The sequence below is a fragment of the Nonomuraea zeae genome, from assembly GCF_005889725.1.
GTDB classification, from domain to species: domain Bacteria; phylum Actinomycetota; class Actinomycetes; order Streptosporangiales; family Streptosporangiaceae; genus Nonomuraea; species Nonomuraea zeae.
Map to the genome: position 1 here is coordinate 58,346 of NZ_VCKX01000023.1, position 18,189 is coordinate 76,534.

22 protein-coding genes are annotated in these 18,189 nt (G+C 72.9%); 18 read left to right on the plus strand and 4 right to left on the minus strand.

Annotation, left to right across the window (positions count from 1 at the left end; translation table 11 throughout):
• Positions 1-19 precede the first annotated feature (19 nt).
• Positions 20-961: a GNAT family N-acetyltransferase gene (locus ETD85_RS10485; RefSeq protein ID WP_138689438.1), complete on the minus strand. Its 942-nt coding sequence runs from the start codon at positions 959-961 to the stop codon at positions 20-22.
• Positions 962-1,090: 129 nt separating this feature from the next.
• Between ETD85_RS10485 and ETD85_RS10490 the strand changes: the two genes are divergently transcribed.
• Together ETD85_RS10490 and ETD85_RS10495 are read left to right on the plus strand one after the other, a co-directional pair.
• Positions 1,091-2,032: a hypothetical protein gene (locus ETD85_RS10490; protein WP_138689439.1), complete on the plus strand. Its 942-nt coding sequence runs from the start codon at positions 1,091-1,093 to the stop codon at positions 2,030-2,032.
• A 35-nt stretch (positions 2,033-2,067) separates the two neighbouring features.
• Positions 2,068-2,583: a hypothetical protein gene (locus ETD85_RS10495; protein WP_138689440.1), complete on the plus strand. Its 516-nt coding sequence runs from the start codon at positions 2,068-2,070 to the stop codon at positions 2,581-2,583.
• A gap of 29 nt (positions 2,584-2,612) precedes the next feature.
• On the opposite strand, the gene ETD85_RS10500 is transcribed toward ETD85_RS10495, so the two are convergent.
• Positions 2,613-3,407 (minus strand): class I SAM-dependent methyltransferase, encoded by a 795-nt coding sequence (locus ETD85_RS10500; protein ID WP_138689441.1) that lies wholly within the window; start codon positions 3,405-3,407, stop codon positions 2,613-2,615.
• 155 nt (positions 3,408-3,562) lie between these two features.
• Between ETD85_RS10500 and def the strand changes: the two genes are divergently transcribed.
• The 6 genes from def to ETD85_RS10530 all read left to right on the plus strand — a co-directional run bounded on the left by def (position 3,563) and on the right by ETD85_RS10530 (position 7,926).
• Complete coding sequence (gene def / locus ETD85_RS10505) at positions 3,563-4,102, plus strand: peptide deformylase (protein ID WP_240779073.1); 540 nt, start codon at positions 3,563-3,565, stop codon at positions 4,100-4,102.
• 7 nt (positions 4,103-4,109) lie between these two features.
• Positions 4,110-4,721 (plus strand): helix-turn-helix domain-containing protein, encoded by a 612-nt coding sequence (locus tag ETD85_RS10510; RefSeq protein WP_138689443.1) that lies wholly within the window; start codon positions 4,110-4,112, stop codon positions 4,719-4,721.
• Positions 4,714-6,117 carry a pyridoxal phosphate-dependent decarboxylase family protein gene (locus tag ETD85_RS10515; RefSeq protein WP_138689444.1) on the plus strand — a complete coding sequence of 468 codons (1,404 nt, stop codon included), beginning with the start codon at positions 4,714-4,716 and terminating at the stop codon, positions 6,115-6,117. Before ETD85_RS10510 ends, ETD85_RS10515 begins: the two co-directional genes overlap by 8 nt.
• Positions 6,118-6,324: 207 nt before the next feature.
• On the plus strand, positions 6,325-6,741 hold the full coding sequence (locus tag ETD85_RS10520) for a CBS domain-containing protein (RefSeq protein ID WP_138689445.1): 417 nt from the start codon (positions 6,325-6,327) through the stop codon (positions 6,739-6,741).
• 9 nt (positions 6,742-6,750) lie between these two features.
• Positions 6,751-7,119 carry an MmcQ/YjbR family DNA-binding protein gene (locus ETD85_RS10525; RefSeq protein ID WP_138689446.1) on the plus strand — a complete coding sequence of 123 codons (369 nt, stop codon included), beginning with the start codon at positions 6,751-6,753 and terminating at the stop codon, positions 7,117-7,119.
• 216 nt (positions 7,120-7,335) lie between these two features.
• Positions 7,336-7,926 (plus strand): LysR family substrate-binding domain-containing protein, encoded by a 591-nt coding sequence (locus ETD85_RS10530; RefSeq protein ID WP_240779074.1) that lies wholly within the window; start codon positions 7,336-7,338, stop codon positions 7,924-7,926.
• A 123-nt stretch (positions 7,927-8,049) separates the two neighbouring features.
• Here the strand turns inward: ETD85_RS10530 and ETD85_RS10535 are convergent, their stop codons facing one another.
• Positions 8,050-8,919, minus strand: coding sequence for a hypothetical protein (locus tag ETD85_RS10535; RefSeq protein WP_206058226.1), 870 nt, complete (start codon positions 8,917-8,919; stop codon positions 8,050-8,052).
• 116 nt (positions 8,920-9,035) lie between these two features.
• Here ETD85_RS10535 and ETD85_RS10540 point away from each other — a divergent pair, with 116 nt between their 5' ends.
• Positions 9,036-9,398 (plus strand): cupin domain-containing protein, encoded by a 363-nt coding sequence (locus tag ETD85_RS10540; RefSeq protein WP_138689448.1) that lies wholly within the window; start codon positions 9,036-9,038, stop codon positions 9,396-9,398.
• Positions 9,399-9,539: 141 nt separating this feature from the next.
• Entirely contained in the window at positions 9,540-10,157 is a 618-nt protein-coding gene (locus ETD85_RS10545; protein ID WP_138689449.1) for an SAM-dependent methyltransferase, read from the plus strand.
• A 153-nt stretch (positions 10,158-10,310) separates the two neighbouring features.
• On the opposite strand, the gene ETD85_RS10550 is transcribed toward ETD85_RS10545, so the two are convergent.
• Entirely contained in the window at positions 10,311-11,186 is an 876-nt protein-coding gene (locus ETD85_RS10550) for a D-alanyl-D-alanine carboxypeptidase family protein (protein ID WP_138689450.1), read from the minus strand.
• A 102-nt stretch (positions 11,187-11,288) separates the two neighbouring features.
• On the opposite strand from ETD85_RS10550, the gene ETD85_RS10555 reads away from it, so the two are divergent.
• From ETD85_RS10555 to ptsP, 8 genes are all read left to right on the plus strand, one after another.
• Complete coding sequence (locus tag ETD85_RS10555) at positions 11,289-12,050, plus strand: DeoR/GlpR family DNA-binding transcription regulator (RefSeq protein WP_138689451.1); 762 nt, start codon at positions 11,289-11,291, stop codon at positions 12,048-12,050.
• Positions 12,047-13,009: a 1-phosphofructokinase gene (pfkB, locus tag ETD85_RS10560; RefSeq protein ID WP_138689452.1), complete on the plus strand. Its 963-nt coding sequence runs from the start codon at positions 12,047-12,049 to the stop codon at positions 13,007-13,009. The genes ETD85_RS10555 and pfkB overlap by 4 nt, the downstream gene beginning before the upstream one ends.
• 40 nt (positions 13,010-13,049) lie before the next feature.
• Positions 13,050-14,234: a mannitol-specific PTS transporter subunit IIC gene (gene mtlA, locus ETD85_RS10565; protein ID WP_240779072.1), complete on the plus strand. Its 1,185-nt coding sequence runs from the start codon at positions 13,050-13,052 to the stop codon at positions 14,232-14,234.
• Between the two features lie 3 nt (positions 14,235-14,237).
• Positions 14,238-14,546, plus strand: coding sequence for a PTS lactose transporter subunit IIB (locus ETD85_RS10570; RefSeq protein ID WP_138689453.1), 309 nt, complete (start codon positions 14,238-14,240; stop codon positions 14,544-14,546).
• Positions 14,539-14,964: a PTS mannitol transporter subunit IIA gene (locus tag ETD85_RS10575; protein WP_138689454.1), complete on the plus strand. Its 426-nt coding sequence runs from the start codon at positions 14,539-14,541 to the stop codon at positions 14,962-14,964. The genes ETD85_RS10570 and ETD85_RS10575 overlap by 8 nt, the downstream gene beginning before the upstream one ends.
• Complete coding sequence (locus ETD85_RS10580; RefSeq protein WP_138689455.1) at positions 14,961-15,965, plus strand: zinc-dependent dehydrogenase; 1,005 nt, start codon at positions 14,961-14,963, stop codon at positions 15,963-15,965. Before ETD85_RS10575 ends, ETD85_RS10580 begins: the two co-directional genes overlap by 4 nt.
• A 129-nt stretch (positions 15,966-16,094) precedes the next feature.
• A complete protein-coding gene (locus ETD85_RS10585; RefSeq protein ID WP_138689456.1) occupies positions 16,095-16,376 on the plus strand; it encodes an HPr family phosphocarrier protein in 282 nt (93 codons plus the stop codon).
• Positions 16,369-18,042: a phosphoenolpyruvate--protein phosphotransferase gene (gene ptsP, locus ETD85_RS10590; protein ID WP_138689457.1), complete on the plus strand. Its 1,674-nt coding sequence runs from the start codon at positions 16,369-16,371 to the stop codon at positions 18,040-18,042. Before ETD85_RS10585 ends, ptsP begins: the two co-directional genes overlap by 8 nt.
• Positions 18,043-18,189: the final 147 nt, after the last annotated feature.

An 18,189-nucleotide genomic window follows, 5' to 3' on the forward strand; every position in this document is an offset into this window, starting at 1 on the left:
CGTCACTGGCTCCCGGCCGTCACCGGCTCCCGGGCTTCGCGGACAGGACGAGCCTGATGGCGAAGTTCCGGTAGCCGGCCCGCTCGAAGGCCCTGGCCATCGGCACGTTGCCGCTGTCGGTGTCGGCCGTGATCCGCTGGAACCCGCGCCCGGCGTGAGAGCGCGTGATCTCGGCGAGCAGGTCGTCCACGTACCCGTGGCCGCGGTGCTCTGGCACCACGCCGAGGTAGCCGACCACCGGCCCGCCGTTGTTGGCCGACGGCAGGGCGACCCCGACCAGGTCGCCGTCCTCCGCGTACGCCAGCCGCCACCACGACCGGTCCCCCGGCATGGAGCGGTAGTCGTGCACGTCCTGCCTGGCCTGGGCCTCCGGGTCCATGGTCTCCAGGGCCTCGCGGGTGTGGAAGTCGAGCGTCCCTTCGGCCACCCGCCGGAACGCGGCCACGAACACCTCGTCGTCGTCATCCCCGCGGAACGTGAGCCGCTGCGACGGCTCCGGCACGGCCTCGTCGGACGTCCAGGCGTAGCGCAGGCGTTCCAGCTCCTCGGTCAGCCCGGCGCGGCCCGCGGCCGCCCATCGCCAGGCGATGGCCTCCGCCGCCCGCGGGTCCTCGCGCCAGCCGTTGGAGACGAAGACGTGGTAGGCGGGCGACTCGCCGTACCCGGCGTGGGCGTGGCTCAGCAGCTCGGCGGCCAGGCCGATCCGGTCGGGCACGGACGGGTGGACGTACAGGCAGTCCAGCGCGAGCGGCTGGTCCCCGTCGGGGAAGCCCCACCAGACGGCACGGGCCAGGATCCGGCCGTCATCCTCGCTCTCGGCGATCCAGATACGGTCGAAACGGTAGCTGCCGTCCTCCAGGAAGGAGAGCAGCCGATCAGGGTGCGCCCAGCTGATGGACTCGTCGACGACGCAGCCGAGCAGACTGTCTAGATCGGCTTCGACGGCAAGACGGAAACGCATGATTCCTCCGAGAAGTAGAAGCGGGCGCGAAGAGCACCCGAGGTAATGCCGTACATCTTGCGCCTCCTTTCTTCTGACTTTTCGGTGTCGAGCGGCACTCTAGCGCAAATATCACGACAGGATGGCCTCGTGAGGTCCTACGACGACGACACGCTGCCCCTCCAGCCCCCGATCCGGCTGCCCGGCGAGGCCACCCTCGCGGCCGCCGTGCGCGCCGCCCCGCTCGCCGGGGAGCTGAAGCCGGAAGGCGACGACGCGGAGGTGCTGGCCTTCTGGGCGGAGCACTGCCGCGAGGTGCTGGCCGCCGACGAGGGCCTGCTGCTGGAGCTCATCAGGATGTTCCTGTCCCGGGAGCCGCTCAAGGGTGACGGGCCCGAGTCGCCGGCGAGCCCGCTGATCGGGCTCGGCCTGGTACGGCAGGCGGAGCCGTACACGCTGAGCTGGCTCGGCCTGTGGGCGGCGCGGCAGATCATCGCGGAGACCACCGGGCAGGACATCCCGGTCATGGGCTCGCTCGCGGACCGCGACGCCGCCACGCTGCTGCACGGCCTGCGCTCCTATCCGGAGGCCGAGCGCGGCGAGGAGCTGGCGGGGTGGCTGAAGGAGCGGGACGCCGGCGCGGCGGCGGCCGAGATCGCCTCGGCGCTCGGCACGGTGAGCCCGCTGAGCCGGGCGGTCGGCGTGGAGCTGCTGTCGTCGAGCCTGGGCGAGGAGGGCCGCCTGGCACTGTCCGGCCTGCTCGAGGAGCCGAGGCTGGGCGCGGTGGTGGCCGCCAGGACGGGGCGCGAGGACCGGCAGCCCGCCCCCGACGAGATCGCCTGGGTGCTGGTGGACATGGCGGCGGCGCTGCTGGAGTTCGGCGGCGAGACGGGCGAGGTGATCGAGTCGATCGCCATGGGGATGGACGCCGACGAGCAGGCGGGCACGATCGCGATCCTGGCGTTCGGCGATCATCCGTGGACGGGGCGGGTGCTGCGGGTGTTCATCGACCATCACCCGGACGAGCGCGTCGCGGCGGCGGCCCGCAAGGCGCTGCGGCGGCTGCACGGGCTCGCCGACGCGCGCGGCTGACGCCGTCCCGTCCGGGCGCCGGTAGAGTCGGCTCGGTGACGAAGCATGCGATCTCCCCGCAGACGGGCATCCTGGGCGACGCGTTCGCCTGCGACTGCGGCGCCGTGCTCGCCGGGCGGATGACGGCCGAGCTGCACGCCGCCGAGAACGGCCTGTGCTCGGCCTGTCTAGGCACCACCACGGAGGAGCTGGCTCCCGGCCTGGCGCGCGGGTGCTCGTCCTGCGTGGCGACCGGCCGCCGTAAGGAGCAGATCACATGGCAGCTCGCCTACGCCGAGGCCGAGCAGCTGATCACCATGAGCGTCGTGCGCGGGATCGTGGCGGGCTTCGACGGGCCGTTCCGGCTGTCGGAGGTGGCCGACACGGTCAGGGCCGGCCTGGGCGTGCCCGCCGGGCGGTTGCCGGTCGGGCCCCGGGTGCGCGACCTGCTGCTGGAGCTGCAGGTGGCGGGCGAGATCACCATGCTGTCGGCGCCCGACGAGATGGTCGGCACGGACATGGTCCTCTACCGCGACCCCCAGTGGCAACGCGCCCGCACACTCGGCCTCTGACCCCGGCGGCCTCTGACTTCCGCTTCGCCCTAAGCGCGGCAGATGATCTCGCCGTGCAGGAGCGACAGCCAGCCGTCCTCGGCGGCCGCCCACTCCAGCCACCCCTCCGAGATCCGCCGCAGGTCCGCCTCCGTCGCGGCGCCGTCGGTGAGTGCCTGCTCGGCCATGGCGGAGTGCAGGACCCGATCGGCCCACATCCCGCCCCACCACGCCCGGTCTTCCGGCGTGGCGAAGCACCAGGTGGAGGAGGTGGCGGTGATGTCGGTGAAACCGGCCGCCCTGGCCCACGACAGCAGCCGCCGCCCGGCGTCCGGCTCGCCGCCGTTGCCCCGGGCGAGCTTCTGGTAGAGCGCCAGCCACTCGTCCAGCGCCGGCAGCCGCGGATACCAGGCGAACGCCGAGTAGTCGCTGTCGCGCACGGCCACGAACCCCGTCGGCTTGGTCACCCGCCGCATCTCCCGCAACGCCTGCACCGGGTCGGCCACGTGCTGCAGCACCTGGTGCGCGTGAACCACGCAGAAGGTGTCGTCGGCGAAGTCCAGCGCGTGCACGTCCGCGACCGCGAAGTCGACATTGGACAGCCCCCTGGCCCGCACCTCGGCCCTGGCCAGGTCCAGCGCCTCCTCGCTCACCTCGGAGGCCGTCACGTGCCCGGTCAGCTCAGCCAGCTCGGCGGTGATGGTGCCCGGGCCACTGCCCACGTCCAGCACCTTCATGTGCGGCTTGAGGTGGGGCAGCAGGTACGCGGCCGAGTTCGCCGCCGTGCGCCAGCGGTGTGAGCGCAGCACGGACTCGTGGTGGCCATGGGTGTAGACGGCATCCATCCCGGAACTCCTTCGTTCGCTTCCGATGCGGCCACCTTAGCGCTTGTCTCAGCATACAAGAGAGAATGTCTTGATATATGAGACCGAATCAGACCATCGCCCGCCGCTCGTACACTTGTCGCGGAAACATCCGCCATCCAGGAGAGGCGTTGGTCGTGGGAGAGGTCCGGCCGATCGTGCACGTGGGCGACCCGGTGCTGCATCATCCGTGCGAGCCGGTCACCCGGTTCGACGGCGAGCTGGCCACGCTGGTCGACGACATGTTCGCGAGCATGTACGCCGCCGACGGCGTGGGGCTGGCGGCCAACCAGATCGGGGTGCCGCTGCGCGTGTTCATCTACGACTGCCCCGACGCGGAGGGCGAGCGCCACAAGGGCGTCGTCGTCAACCCCGAGCTGGAGCTGCCCGGGATCGGCGAGCGCCGCCTCGACCCCGACGACGAGGGCTGCCTGTCGGTGCCCGGCCAGTACGCGCCACTCCCCCGCCCCGACCGCGCCACCGTGCGCGGCTTCGACGCGGCGGGCGAGCCCGTGACGGTCACCGGCACCGGGCTGCTGGCCCGCTGCCTCCAGCACGAGACCGACCACCTCGACGGCCACCTCTACATCGACCGGCTGCCGGCCAAGACGCGCAAGCAGGTGCTGGCCGCGTACCGGGAAGCTCACTCCGCTATAGCGGACATTTCATCGCTATAGTGGAGGAATGCAAGGCGAAGGAGTTCTGTCCAGCGGGCTGTCGATGGCCGCTCTGGGGACGCGGATCCGCACCGAGCGCCGCGCGCGCGGGCTGTCCGTGGAGCGGCTGGCGGAGCTGAGCGGCATCAGCAGGAGCATGGTGTCGGAGGTCGAGCGGGGCACGAAGACGCCGACGGTGCTGGTGCTCGACCGGCTGGCCACGGCGCTCGGCACCTCGATCGCCCGGCTGCTCGACGAGCCCGCGCACGGGGCGATGCGGGTGCTGCGCCACTCCGAGCAGCGGGTCCTGCGCGACCCCTCCGGGTGGGAGCGCCGCGTGCTGTCGCCGGTGCTGGGGGACGTGGAGTTCGAGTTCATGCGGACGACCATCGGCCCCGGCGTGGACGCGGGCGAGTTCGCGCCGCACGCGCCGGGTTCGCGGGAATACCTCGCCGTCGAGCACGGCAGCCTGCTGCTGACCATCGACGGGCGGGCGTACCGGCTGGACACGGGCGATTCCGCGTACTACCCGGGCGACTGCCGCCACGCCTACGCCAACGACGGCACGACCGACTGCGTCTACTACCTCGCCATGGAACTGGGCGCCGGTCAGCACCACCAAGGGGGACATCATGGATGAGCTGCGCCGAGCCGGCGCCACCGCCGCCGCCATCGCGGCCGACCATCTCGCGAGCATCGCCGACCGGCCGGTGTGGCGGCCGGTGCCCGAGGCGGAGCGCGGCTGGCTGAGCGGCCAGGAGCTGCCCGAGACCGGCCGCCCGCTCGACGACCTCCTGGAGGACGCGCGGGCGCACGTGCTGCCGTACCCGATGGGCAACGGGCACCCCCGTTTCTTCGGCTGGGTCAACTCGCCGCCCAGCCCCGCGGGCGTGCTCGTCGAGCCGCTGGCCGCGGCCTTCAACCCGAGCTGCGCCGGCGGCGACCACGCCGGGCCGCACCTGGAGCGCGCGGTGGTGCGCTGGCTGGCCGACCTGGTCGGCTTCCCGCATCCGCCCGGCGGCGGGCTGCTGACCAGCGGGGCGTCCATGGCCACGATCATCTGCCTGGCCACCGCCCGTCAGCGGGCCGCGCTCGCCGACGGCTGGGACGCCCGCGAGGAGGGGCTGGCCGGACGCCCACCCATGATCATGTACGTCACCGAGGAAGGCCACAGCTGCCTGCACAAGGCGGCCCAGCTCCTCGGCCTGGGGGCGCGGCACGTGCGCACGGTGCCGGTGGACGGCGCGTACCGGATGGACGTCGGCGCGCTCCGTGCCATGATCGCGCAGGACGTGGCCGCAGGCCTGCGGCCGTTCTGCGTGGCGGGCAGCGCCGGCACGGTCAACTCCGGCGCGATCGACCCGCTCGGCGAGATCGCCGACGTGGCCGCCGAGCACGGGCTCTGGTTCCACGTGGACGGCGCCTACGGCGCGCTCGGCGTCCTGGCCGACGGCGCCGCGCCGCGGTACGAGGGCCTCGACCGGGCCGACTCGCTGGCCCTGGATCCGCACAAGTGGCTCGGCGTCCCGGTGGGCTGCGGCTGCGCGCTGCTGCGCGACCCGGCCGCCGCGCGGGCCGCCTTCAGCCTGGTGCCGTCGTACCTGATCGACGACCAGGCGGGCGACCTGGGGTGGTTCGCCGAGTACGGGCCCGAGCAGACCCGCCCGTTCCGCGCACTGAAGACGTGGGCCACCATGTCGCACCTCGGCCGGTCGGGCATCACGCGCCTGGTGAACCACACCTCGGGGCTGGCCCGCACGCTCGGCGACCTGGTGACGCGGGCCGACGACTTCGAGCTGCTCGCCCCGGTCACCACCTCGATCACGGCCTTCCGGTACCGCCCTCGCTCCGACGGGCTGGACGCTCTCAACAGGGCCATCCCCCTGGCGGTCCAGGAGCGCGGCAACGCCTTCCTCACCGGCACCCGGCTGGGCGGGCGCGACGCGCTGCGGGCCTGCTTCCTGCACCCGGACACCACCGAGGACGACCTGACCGTCCTGCTCGACGAGATCCGCCTGGCGGCCAAGAGCCTCTGACCCCGCGTACGCCGCTACGCCTCCGAGCCCGCATACGCCGTCACGCCTCCGGCCCGCGACGCCGGGAGCGTCTGCGGCCCGCGACACCGGGAGCGTCTCCGGCGGCGGGCGCGACACGCGGGCCGGACGCGGCGAAGCGGCCCGGGCCAGTGAGTCGCACATCCGCCCGGGTAGAGGGTCGGCAGAGCGACCCGACAGGAGGATCCCATGGGGAAGACCGTGGCAGATGTGATGACGTCCCACCCGGCGACGGTCGAGGCCGACCAGCCCGTGTCCGTCGCCGCGGCGCTGATGCGTGACAACGACGCGGGCGCCGTGATCGTCAACGATCACGGGCGGATGAAGGGCATCATCACCGACCGTGACATCGCCACGCGGGTGGTGGCCGACGACAAGGGCCCGCAGACGCCGGTCAGCGAGGCGTGCAGCGCGTCCGTCGAGGCGGTCTGCCCGGACACCACCATCGACCAGGCGGTACGCCTCATGCGCTCGCACGCCGTGCGCCGCCTGCCGGTGGTCGAGGACGGCCGCGCCGTCGGCATCGTCAGCCTCGGCGACCTGGCTCTCGAACGCGACCCGAACTCCGCGCTCGCTGACATTTCGGCCGCGGAGGGCAACCGCTAACGTGGCCCTGTGGTCACAGTCGACGATGTACGACGGCTCGCGCGCACCCTGCCGCGATCGTCCGAGCACCTGATCAGGGACCGGATCAAATTCCGGGTAGGCAAGATCGTCTACGTGGCGTTCTCGCACGACGAGACGCTGATGGGCTTCGGGTTCCCCAAGGAGGAGCGCGAGGCGCTGGTCGCGGCCGAGCCCGACAAGTTCCAGATGCCGCGGGAGTCCGACCTGCGCTTCAACTGGGTGGTCGCGCGCCTGGCCGCACTCGACGAGGCCGAGATGCGCGAGCTGGTGCTGGACGCGTGGCGGATGTGCGTGCCCAAGAAGGTGCGCCTGGAGCAGCAGCTCGCCGCCGAACGCGGCCTGACCCGCGGCGCCTGACCCGCGGCGCCTGACGCCTTCCGACCGGCCCGCCGCTCTCCCGCGCCCGCCTCCGACAGGCCCGGTGATCGCCCATGCCCGCCTCCGACCAGGCCCGGTGATCGCCCGGACGCAACCCGGCCCTGCCCTTCGAGGAGCAGGGCCGGAAGGCTGTCACCGGTCGCCGACCTGGCTCAGGGCCAGACCGGGACGTTCAAGCTCGGCACCGTCACCGGCCTGGGCGCCAGGCTCGACCGCATCCTGGACGCCTACGAACGCCGCCTGCCCGGCATCCGCATCGAGCTCATCTCGCTGCCCGTCAAGGAGCGCCTCGCCCAGCTCGCCGAGGGGCGTCTGGACGCCGCCTTCGTCCGCGCCGCCGCGCCGGACGACAGCCCCGGGCTGCGGTTCATCCCGCTCTGGGACGAGGAGCTGGTGATCGCGCTGCCCGCCCGCCACCCGCTCGCCGAGCGGGACGCGCTGTCCCTGGCCGATCTCGCCGGACTGCCGCTGCGCCTCACCGGCCGCCGCGACAACCCGGCCCTGGTGGACGCGGTGGCGACCGCCTGCCAGGAAGCCGGTTTCCAGCCAGTGTCCGCACCGGCCGCCGACACCCTGCACGACACCCTGGCCGCCGTCGGGTCAGGCGCTCCCACCTGGACGGTCGTCTACGAGGCCAACGCCGAGATGACGCGTGTCCCGCGGGTGGTCTTCCGCCGCCTGGCCGACCGCGCCCTCACCCTGCCGACGTCACTCACCGTACGGAGCGCACAGCCCCTCCCGCGAGTGCTGCTCGCCGCCTGCCGCGAGCCGGATTCCCCCGCCTGACCTGGCTCAGGAGGATGCGGGCCCGGCCCCAAGTCCTGCCGCGAAACCCGCCGGAAGCAGCGCCAGCCCTACGGCCCGGGACCCCGCCGGAACCAGCGCCCGCCCCTCCGGTCCGGGACCCCGCTAGCTGAGGCGGTCGACGCCCAGGGCGCTGATCAGCAGGCGTTCCTTGCGGTTGCCGAGCAGGCGGGCCGTCCAGTCGACGAAACCGCCGTCGCCCAGCTCCAGCCCGTTGCCGTGGATCTTGAAGCACAGGCCGGAGTAGTAGCCGCGGCCGCTCTGCCGGTCCGGGTCGCGGCCGGCGTCCAGGCCCTCGACGGTCCGCTCGAAGCGTTCGTCCAGGACGGTGACCAGGACCTGCGGGTCCGCCACCCCGCAGGCGCGGACGGCGGCGGTCAGGATGGCCAGGTGCTCGGCCACGTGCTGCCGCTCGAAGGCCAGGTCGCCGGTGTCGCGCCCGGCCGTGACGAGGGCGAACAGGGTGAAGTGGGCGAAGGTGGTGGCGCCTTCCATGCGCTGGGCGCGCACGACGCGTTGCAGGGTGGCCAGGCGTACCGGATCGGGTCCCGGCGCGGCGCGGCGGCGCAGGGCGGCCTCCAGGGCGAGCCCGTTGGTGGGATCGGCGGCCACCTCGCTGTTCCTGATGGTGGAGACGACCTTGTTCTGGTCGACCGGGCCCAGCGTGGTGTGCGTGCCGAGCGGCGCGACCGGTGCCAGGGTGATCAGCTCGACGTTCGCGGGGACCGCCGACAGCACCGCGTCCTCCGCCCGCCGCAGCCGCCTGAAGGAGATCTGGGCGGGGGCGACGAAGCGGTCGTGGCCGTAGCGGCGCAGGACGTCGGCCGGTGACAGCACCTGTGCGCGCCGGCGCATCACCTCCAGCAGGAGCGTGGTCAGGTCGGCGCCCGGCAGTCGCTCGGCCAGGACGTCGAGGATCTCTGGGCCGCCTGCCTGCCGGAGCACCCGGTCCAGTGCGCTTGTTCGATCCGCCATGCCCTACGACTATCACGATCATGATGAACTGCAACCCGATAAAGAGGTATTTGCCCAGCTAAACCCCACCTAAGGAACAGGTATGGATAAGACTGGACTGACGGGAGGGGGACGTCATGATCGAAGTCAAGAGCATCGACAAGCCGGACGAGCGGCGCGACTTCCCGAAGGGGCACCTGGAGGTGTGCAACCTCAGCGGCCTGAGCTTCGGCATCGCCACGTTCGAGCCGGGGTGGCGCTGGTCGGAGTCGGTCAAGCCGATCGTGGGCACCGAATCGTGCCAGGTACACCACAACGGGTTCGTCGCCGCCGGGCGCCTCCGGCTGCGGATGGACGACGGCACCGAGGCCGAGGCTGGGCCGGGCGAGGTGTTCGTGTGCCCGCCGGGGCATGACGCCTGGGTGGTCGGCGACGAGCAGGCCATCGTGTACGACTTCGCCGGCGGGGCCGCCGACTACGCCAAGGCCAAGGGGTCCTGACACCGTTCCCGGCCGGCTTCGCCGAAGGAGACGCGAGGCCGTCTGGGGTGCGGTTTGCGCCCGTGGCCGGGTGCGCCAGCGGTGGCCGGGGGCGCCGTGTTTGCTTGCGCGATGAGCGCGCCCCCGGCCAGAATCATGATCATGACTGAACCCGACTGGGCGGCCTGGCACGACGCGTACGATCAGCCGGGCTCGCCCCTGGAACGACGGTTGCGCGTCGTGCAGAGGCAGGTGGGCGCCGCGCTCGACGCCGGCGTCACGCGGGTGGTGAGCCTGTGCGCCGGACAGGGCCGCGACCTGCTGCCGGTGCTGGCCGCTCATCCCCGGCGCGACGAGGTGCGCGCCAGGCTCGTGGAGCTGGACGAGCACAACGTCGACGTGGCCAGGAGCATCGCCCCCGAGGGCGTCGAGGTGGTGTGCGGGGACGCCGCGCTGCTCGGCGCGTACGAGGGGGCCGCGCCCGCGAACCTCGTGCTCGTCTGCGGGGTGTTCGGCAACATCTCCGACGCCGACGTCCGGCGCACGATCGGCCTGCTCCCGCAGCTCTGCGCACCCGGGGCGGCCGTCGTCTGGACCAGGAGCCGGCGCGCGCCCGATCTGGTGCCGCAGATCTGCTCGTGGTTCGCGGACGGCGGGTTCGAGGCGGTGAGCACGGAGAGCGGGCCGGGGGACGACGCCTACTGCGTCGGCACGCACCGCTACCTCGGCCCGCCGGTGGCGCTGGAGGCGGGCGAGCGCATGTTCACCTTCGTCCGCTGAGCCGACGCCCTGAGATGACGCCCTGAGCCGACGCCCTGAGATGACGCTGAGCCGCCGCCCTGAGGGTGACGCGCTGAGGTGACGCGCTGAGCGGGCACCCCCGGCGAGCAGCGCCGCCGGCCGAAGGGCAACGGAGAGCCGGCCGGGCGAGCCCTAGGAAACGCCGCGGTAGAGGTCCCTGGTCAGGGTGGTGATGCGCTTGACCGAGCCGCTCCACGTGCTGCCCACCGGCTGGGCGGTCAGCACCGCCAGGATGAATCGGTCACCCTTGCCCGCGAGCCCCGTCGTGTGCAGCACGGGCCGGCCGTAGTCGGGCACGCCCGAGCCGGTGGCGCGCTGCGCGACCCAGGAGATCGGCGCGCTGGTGGCCTTGGCGTCGCACCGGACCGGCGGCGTCGCGCCGAAGCCCGACCAGCCCTGCTTGACCGCCCACGGCCTGGGCACCGCGTCGGGGATGCCGAAGGTCTGGTCGAAGCCGTCGGTCCCGCACGGCGTGGAGCGCCGCAGGTGCCCGAGGATCGTGTCCCTGACCCTGGCGTCGGCCCGGTCGAGCAGGTAGCGGTAGGTGCGCACGATGTCGTACGCGCTGAGCGAGGTGTAGCCCCAGAAGCCCGGCTTCGAGGCGGGCGGCGGCGTGGTGTCGGACAGTCCGAGCTTGCGGGCCGTCCGGACGATGATCTGCCCCTTGCCGCCGCGGTCCCAGAACGTCGAGGCCGCGTCGTCGTCGCTGGAGCGCAGCATGATCTTCAGCAGGCCGGCGTCGGCCGCGGGCACGCTCTTGCGCCGCTCCAGGTAGTCGATCGCGATGAGGATCTTCACGACGGAGGCCGAGCGGTATTTCCTGTGCGCGTTCCTGGCCGCCGCGAACGAGCCCGACTGCCGGTCGAACACCACCCACGCCGCCGTGGTGCCGGCCGGCACCCTGGGCGCCACCTTGCGCGGCTCGGCCGCCGCGGCGTGGGCGGGCCCGGCGAGCGTGAGGACGAGGGGGGCGGCGGCCGCCGCGGCGGCCAGATGCTTGATTCGCACCCGCCTATAACTACCAGATTCGGGTGCCGAACTCTTGACCTGCCAACGAAAGCGGGTATAAACACAGATGAAACCAACTCGAAACGGCGGTGAACCAACATCATGTACGCCGAGGAGCGGCAGCAGGAGATCCTGCGGAGGGCGCGGGGCGCGGGCCGCGTCGACGTGGTGACGCTGGCGGCCGAGCTCGACGTGACCACCGAGACCATCCGCCGCGACCTCACCGCGCTGGAGCGGGCCGGCGTGCTGCGCCGCGTGCACGGGGGCGCGATCCCCGTGGAGCGGCTGGGGTTCGAGCCCGCGCTGGCCGCCCGCGACGAGGTGATGACGGCCGAGAAGGAGCGCATCGCCAAGGCCGCGCTGGCCGAGCTGCCCGAGGACGGCTCCGTGATCATCGACGCGGGCACCACGACGGGCCGCCTGGTCCAGGTGCTGCCCGCCGACCGCGAGCTCACCGTCGTGGTCAACTCCCCGCCGCTGGCCACCGCGCTGGCCACCCGCGCCAACCTGCACGTGATCATGCTCGGCGGCCGGCTGCGCGGCAAGACGCTCGCCACGGTGGACGACTGGGCGCTGCGCCCGCTGGCCTGCCTCAACGTGGACGTGGCCTTCATGGCGACCAACGGCTGCTCCCTCACCAGGGGGCTGACCACGCCCGACCCGGCCGAGGCGGCGATCAAGCGGGCCATGGTCAAGGCCGCGCAGCGCAGCGTTCTGCTGGCCGACCACACGAAGTTCACCAACACGTATCTGGCCACGTTCGCCGAGCTGAGCGAGATCGACGTCGTGATCACCGACACCGGGCTGGACGTCACGCTGGCCGCCGACCTGGCGGCAGTGGGCCCGGAGGTGATCAGGGCATGATCCTCACCCTGACGCTGAACCCCAGCCTCGACCGCACCATCGAGATCGCCGCCCTGGACAGGGGCGCGGTCATCCGCGCCGCCGCCGCCCACCTCGACCCCGGCGGCAAGGGCGTGAACGTCTCGCGCGCCCTGCTCGCCAACGCGGTCGCCTCGCGGGCGGTGGTGCCGTTCGGCGGCGACGAGGGCCGGCAGCTCATCCGCCTGCTCGCCGCCGAGGGGCTGGACATGGTCACCGTCCCGGTGGCGGGCACGACCAGGTCGAACGTCACGCTCGCCGAGCCCGACGGCACCATCACCAAGATCAACGAGCCGGGCACCGCGCTGTCGCCGGACGAGCTCGACACGATCGCCGACGCCGTGCTGGCCGCGGCCCACTCCGACGACAAGGGCGCCGACTGGGTGGTGGCGTCCGGCAGCCTGCCGCCCGAGGTGCCGGAGGACGTCTACGCCCGGCTGTGCCGCAGGTTCGCGGGCGCGGGCATCCACCTCGCGGTCGACACCAGCGGCCCCGCGCTCGCCTGCGCGCTCGGCGCCGGTCCCGCCCTCGTCAAGCCGAACCTGGAGGAGCTGTCCGGCGCCACGGGGCTGCGCATCCGCAGTCTCGGCGACGTGGTCGAGGCCGCGGCCAAGCTGCGGGCCTCCGGCGCGCGTACCGTGCTGGCCAGCCTGGGCGCCGACGGCGCCGTCCTCGTCGAGGAGGACGGCATCTGGTACGGCGAGGCCGCCGTGGCCGAGCCGCGCAGCTCCGTCGGCGCGGGCGACGCCATGCTGGCTGGATTCCTGGCCGGCGGCGGCCACGGCCCCGCCGCCCTCGCGCGGGCGCTGGCCTGGGGCGCCGCCGCCGTGGGCCTGCCCGGCAGCCGGATGCCCGGGCCCGGCGACATCGACGAAGGCGGCGTCACCGTGCACCCGCCCGACCCCGCCAGGCTCCTGACCTCCCCTTCCCCACTTCCCTAACGGCTGATCAACTGCTCATCCCCCCAAAGGAGCACGTCCCATGGCCGACACGTACACACCCCCGGTCACCGGCACCGGTGTCAAGGCCACCATTCAGCGCATCGGCGGCCATCTGGCCGGCATGATCATGCCGAACATCGGCGCGTTCATCGCCTGGGGCCTGATCACCGCCCTCTTCATCCCGACCGGCTGGCTGCCGAACGAGACGCTCGCGAAGATGGTCGGCCCGATCATCTCGACGCTGCTGCCCATCCTCATCGCCTACACCGGCGGCCGGATGGTGCACGGGCAGCGCGGAGCGGTCGTCGGCGCGGTGGCGGTCATGGGCGTCGTGGTGGGCACGGACGCCCCGATGTTCCTCGGCGCGATGATCATCGGCCCGCTCACCGCCTTGATCCTGAAATATGTGGACAAGTTCACCGAGGAGCGGACCAAGGCCGGCTTCGAGATGCTGGTGGACAACTTCTCAGCCGGCATCGTGGGCGGCGCGATGGCCGTGGTCGGGATGCTGGGCATCGGCCCGATCGTGGAGGCGGTCACCACGGCCGCCGGCAACGCGGTGAGCTGGCTGATCACCAACAACCTGCTGCCCGTGGCGTCCGTGCTGATCGAGCCGGCCAAGGTGCTCTTCCTGAACAACGCGATCAACCACGGCGTGCTCGGCCCGCTCGGCGTCGCCGAGGCCGCCGAGCAGGGCAAGTCGATCCTGTTCATGCTGGAGTCGAACCCCGGTCCCGGGCTCGGGCTGCTGGTGGCGTACCTGCTGTTCGGGCCGCGCGAGCTGCGGCCGAGCACGCCCGCCGCGATGATCATCCACTTCTTCGGCGGGATCCACGAGATCTACTTCCCGTACGTGCTGATGAAGCCGCGCCTCATCCTGGCCGTCATCGCGGGCGGCGCGGCCGGGGTGTTCACGTTCATGATCACCGGGGCCGGGCTGGTCGCCACGCCGTCGCCCGGCAGCATCTTCGCCTACCTCGCGGTCACCCCGAAGGGCGGCTGGCTCGGCTCCGCGCTGGGCATCCTCGTGGCCACGGCCGTGTCCTTCGCGGTCGCCGCCGTCCTGCTCGGCTTCGGCAGGGGCGAGAAGAAGGAAGAGCCCGGCGGTCCGGACGAAACCGCCGCCACCAGCCCCTCCCCCGAGCTTGCCGCCGGATCCGCCACCGGATCCGCGGCCGGCACCGCCAACGGGGCCACCACCGAACCCGCCGCCAAGGAGGCCTGAGCCATGCCCAGCATCGACAGCAAGGACGTTCACAAGATCATCGTGGCCTGCGACGCCGGGATGGGCAGCAGCGTGATGCTCGCCTCCCAGCTGCGCAAGCAGCTCAAGGAGACCGGCGTCACCGTCGAGCACACCCCGGTGAACTCCATTCCCGACGACGCCGACGTGGTCCTGTGCCACGCCGGGCTCGCCGCCAGGGCCAGGGCCGCCGCGCCCGGCAAGGTGCTGGTGTCGTTCCAGATCTTTCTCGGCGACCCGGCGGTGACCCGGCTGGTGTCCACGATCAAGAACGGTGGCACGGTCGATGCGTGACGACCTGCTCGACCCGCGGGCGGTCCTGCTGAACGAGAGCGCCCCCGACCGCGAGGCGGCCATCCGCCGGTGCGGGCGGGCGCTGGTCGAGGTGGGGGCGGTCGCGGAGCCGTACATCGAGGCGATGCTCGAACGCGAGCGGACGATCTCCACGTACGTGGGCGAGGGCGTGGCCATCCCGCACGGGACGAACACCTCCAAGGACGACATCAAGCGCGACGCGATCTGCGTGGTGCGCTTTCCGGACGGCGTCGACTGGGACGGCGAGCCGGTGACTCTCTGCGTCGGCATCGCGGCCAGGGGCGAGGGGCACGTGCCGCTGCTGGCGGCGCTGGCCGACATCCTGCTCGACCCTGACCGCGCGCGGACGCTGCGCGAGGCCACGGAGGTCTCGCAGGTGCTGAAGGAGCTCGTATGAAGGTCGCCAGATTCCATGCGCCGGGCGACATCAGGATCGAGGACGCGCCCGAGCCCGTCGCCGGGCCGGGCGAGCTGAAGATCCGGGTGCGCAACTGCTCGACGTGCGGCACGGACGCCAAGATCTTCAAGTTCGGCCACCACCACATCAGGCCGCCGCGGGTGATGGGCCACGAGATCGCCGGCGAGGTCGTGGACACGGGCGCGCGGGTGCAGGTGATCGCCGCGATCCCGTGCGGAACGTGCCAGGAGTGCGTGCGCGGCCGGCAGACGGTCTGCCCGAACCAGGAGTCGATGGGCTACCACTACGACGGCGGCTTCGCCGAGTATCTGATCGTCCCCGCGAAGGTGCTCGCCGTGGACGGCGTCAACGCCATCCCGGCCGGCGTCGGCTTCGCGGAGGCGTCGGTGGCCGAGCCGCTGGCCTGCGTGCTGAACGGCCAGTCGCTGGCCGGCGTCGGTCCCGGCGACGACGTGGTGGTGATGGGCGCGGGCCCGATCGGGTGCCTGCACGTGCGCCTGGCGCGGGCTCGCGGGGCCGGCCGGGTCTTCCTCGTGGACGTCAACGCGCAGCGCCTGGCGCTGGCCGCCGAGCTCGTACGCCCGGACGCGGCCATCGACGCCGACCCGGTCGAGCAGGTGCTCAAGCTGACCGGCGGCAGGGGCGCGGACGTGGTGATCACCGCGGCGGCGTCGGGGGCGGCGCAGGAGCAGGCGGTGCGGATGGCGGCCAGGCAGGGGCGGATCAGCTTCTTCGGCGGGCTGCCCAAGGACGACCCGATCATCGCGCTCGACTCCAACCTGGTGCACTACCGGGAGCTGACCATCGTCGGCGCGAACGGCTCCAGCCCGGCGCACAACGCGGAGGCGCTGCGGCTGGTGTCCGAGGGCGCGGTGGTGGTGGCGGACCTGATCACGCACCGGCTGCCGCTGTCCCAGGTGCTCGACGGGATCGACCTCGTCAGCAGGGGCGCGGCCATCAAGGTCACGATCGAGCCCTGACGCAGCGGGCACTGAGGGCGCTGAGGGATCAGACGCTCTCTACGGAATCAGGCACTGAGGAATCGGGCACTGAGGATTCGGGCATTGGGAACCCTGCACTGAGGAATCGGTGCTGATAGGAGGCATGTCATGGCACAGCGAACGGTCGCCGTGGCCTCGGCCAGCGGGTTGCACGCCCGGCCGGCCAAGCTGTTCGTGCAGGCGGCGGTCCGGCTGGGGGTGCCGGTGACGGTGCGGCTGGGCGAGAAGGCGGTCCCGGCCAAGAGCATGCTGGGGGTGCTGTCCCTGGGCGCGGTGCGGGGCACCGAGGTGACGCTGGAGGCGGATGGGCCGGGGGCGGAGGAGGCTCTGGACACGCTGGTGGCGCTGCTGTCACGCGACCTGGACGCGGAAGAGGCCCTCGATGCCTGACCCCGCCACCCCTCCCGGCGCCGCCGCTCGTGACGGCGGCGTCCGTCCGGACAGCGGCCCCTGGGCGGATGCCGCTGGGCGGCTCACCGGTCTGGGCGTCAGCCGGGGCCGGGCGGCGGGGCCGCTGCTCCGGATGGCCCCGCCACCGGTGCTGCCCGCACCCCGCCAGGTCGCCGACCCCGCCGCCGAAGCGGTCACCGCCGCCAAGGCCCTCGAAGCGGTGACCGCCGACCTGAACCGGCGCGCCGCCGCCGCGCTCGACGCCGGGGGCGCCGAGGCGGCCGAGATCCTCGAGGCGCTGGCGATGATGGCCGACGACCCCATGCTGCGCGAGGAGGCCGAGCGGCAGGCGCGGGAGGGCATGGACGCCGCTCACGCGCTGGACGCGGCCTTCACCCGGCACCGCGACGAGCTCGCCGCGCTCGGCGGCTACCTCGCCGAGCGGGCCGCCGACCTGGACGACCTCAAGCATCGGGCGGTCGCGTTCGTGCTGGACCTGCCGATGCCGGGCCTGCCCTCCCCCGGCCACCCGTACGTGCTGGCGGCCGAGGACCTCTCACCCGCCGACACCGCGGGCCTCGGGCCTGACGTGCTCGCGCTCGTCACCGAGCGGGGCGGCCCCACGAGCCACACCGCCATCCTGGCCCGCGGGCGGGGCCTGCCCGCCGTGGTGGCCTGCGCGGGCGTCATGGCCGTCCCCGACGGAACGGTGGTCGGTGTGGACGGCGGCACCGGCGAGATCGCCGTGGGCCTCACCGAGGAGGTGGCGGCCGAGGTCAGGCAGGCCGAGCGGGCTGAGCGGGCCAGGCTGGCGGCGAGCACGGGGCCCGGCAGGACCGCCGACGGCCATCCGGTCAAGCTGCTGCTCAACATCGGCTCGGCCAAGGATCTGCGGCCGGGCGCCGAGGGGGTCGGGCTGTTCAGGACGGAGTTCCTGTTCCTGGACCGTACTCGGGCGCCGTCGTTCGAGGAGCAGGTGAGCGCGTACACCGAGGTGTTCGAGCAGGCGGAGAGCGTGATCGTGCGCACGCTGGACGCGGGCACCGACAAACCGCTGCCCTTCCTCGGCCTGCCAGAAGAGGCGAACCCGGCGCTCGGCGTGCGCGGCCTGCGGGTGGACCGGCTGCTGCCCCGCGTGCTGGACACCCAGCTCGACGCGATCGCCGCGGCGGCCCGCGCGACGGGCCGGGAGGCCTGGGTGATGGCCCCCATGGTGACCACCGTGGAGGAGGCCGCGGCCTTCGCCCGCCGGGCCAGGGCCATGGGCATCGCCAAGGTCGGGGCGATGGTCGAGGTCCCGGCGGCGGCGCTGCGGGCCGGGCAGCTGCTGCGGGAAGTGGACTTCCTCAGCATCGGCACCAACGACCTGGCCCAGTACACCTTCGCCGCCGACCGCCAGCACTCCGCGCTGGCCGACCTCCTGGATCCGCGCCAGCCGGCGCTGCTGGAGCTGATCGCTCTGTGCGCGGAGGCGGGCAGGCAGGCGGGCAAGCCGGTGGGCGTGTGCGGGGAGGCGGCGGGCGATCCCCAGCTCGCGCCCCTGCTGGCGGGCCTCGGCGTGACGAGCCTGTCCATGGCTCCCATATGCGTCCCCGCCGTCCGCGACGCCCTGGCGGCCCTGACGCTGGAGGAATGCCGCCAACGCGCCCGCGCCGCCCTGGCCTGACCCCGGCGAACCCCCGTCCAGGCCGCGAGCCGTACTGGACCGAGACCGGCGAACGCCCGTCCAAGCCCGAGCCGTACTGGGCCGAGACCGGCGAACGCCGTCCAGGTCCGTGCGGCCTTGGATCGTGGGCGGGGAAACCCGCGGACG

Excerpts from the sequence above, each read along its gene's own strand:
- ETD85_RS10575 (WP_138689454.1), top strand. The coding sequence starts at position 14,539 with ATGCGTGACGACCTGCTCGACCCGCGGGCGGTCCTGCTGAACGAGAGC.
- ETD85_RS10520 (WP_138689445.1), top strand. The coding sequence starts at position 6,325 with ATGGGGAAGACCGTGGCAGATGTGATGACGTCCCACCCGGCGACGGTC.
- ETD85_RS10540 (WP_138689448.1), top strand. The coding sequence starts at position 9,036 with ATGATCGAAGTCAAGAGCATCGACAAGCCGGACGAGCGGCGCGACTTC.
- ETD85_RS10535 (WP_206058226.1), bottom strand. The coding sequence starts at position 8,919 with ATGGCGGATCGAACAAGCGCACTGGACCGGGTGCTCCGGCAGGCAGGC.
- ETD85_RS10585 (WP_138689456.1), top strand. The coding sequence starts at position 16,095 with ATGGCACAGCGAACGGTCGCCGTGGCCTCGGCCAGCGGGTTGCACGCC.
- ptsP (WP_138689457.1), top strand. The coding sequence starts at position 16,369 with ATGCCTGACCCCGCCACCCCTCCCGGCGCCGCCGCTCGTGACGGCGGC.
- ETD85_RS10510 (WP_138689443.1), top strand. The coding sequence starts at position 4,110 with ATGCAAGGCGAAGGAGTTCTGTCCAGCGGGCTGTCGATGGCCGCTCTG.
- ETD85_RS10515 (WP_138689444.1), top strand. The coding sequence starts at position 4,714 with ATGGATGAGCTGCGCCGAGCCGGCGCCACCGCCGCCGCCATCGCGGCC.
- ETD85_RS10485 (WP_138689438.1), bottom strand. The coding sequence starts at position 961 with ATGCGTTTCCGTCTTGCCGTCGAAGCCGATCTAGACAGTCTGCTCGGC.
- ETD85_RS10555 (WP_138689451.1), top strand. The coding sequence starts at position 11,289 with ATGTACGCCGAGGAGCGGCAGCAGGAGATCCTGCGGAGGGCGCGGGGC.
- ETD85_RS10570 (WP_138689453.1), top strand. The coding sequence starts at position 14,238 with ATGCCCAGCATCGACAGCAAGGACGTTCACAAGATCATCGTGGCCTGC.
- ETD85_RS10580 (WP_138689455.1), top strand. The coding sequence starts at position 14,961 with ATGAAGGTCGCCAGATTCCATGCGCCGGGCGACATCAGGATCGAGGAC.
- ETD85_RS10500 (WP_138689441.1), bottom strand. The coding sequence starts at position 3,407 with ATGGATGCCGTCTACACCCATGGCCACCACGAGTCCGTGCTGCGCTCA.
- pfkB (WP_138689452.1), top strand. The coding sequence starts at position 12,047 with ATGATCCTCACCCTGACGCTGAACCCCAGCCTCGACCGCACCATCGAG.
- ETD85_RS10545 (WP_138689449.1), top strand. The coding sequence starts at position 9,540 with ATGACTGAACCCGACTGGGCGGCCTGGCACGACGCGTACGATCAGCCG.
- mtlA (WP_240779072.1), top strand. The coding sequence starts at position 13,050 with ATGGCCGACACGTACACACCCCCGGTCACCGGCACCGGTGTCAAGGCC.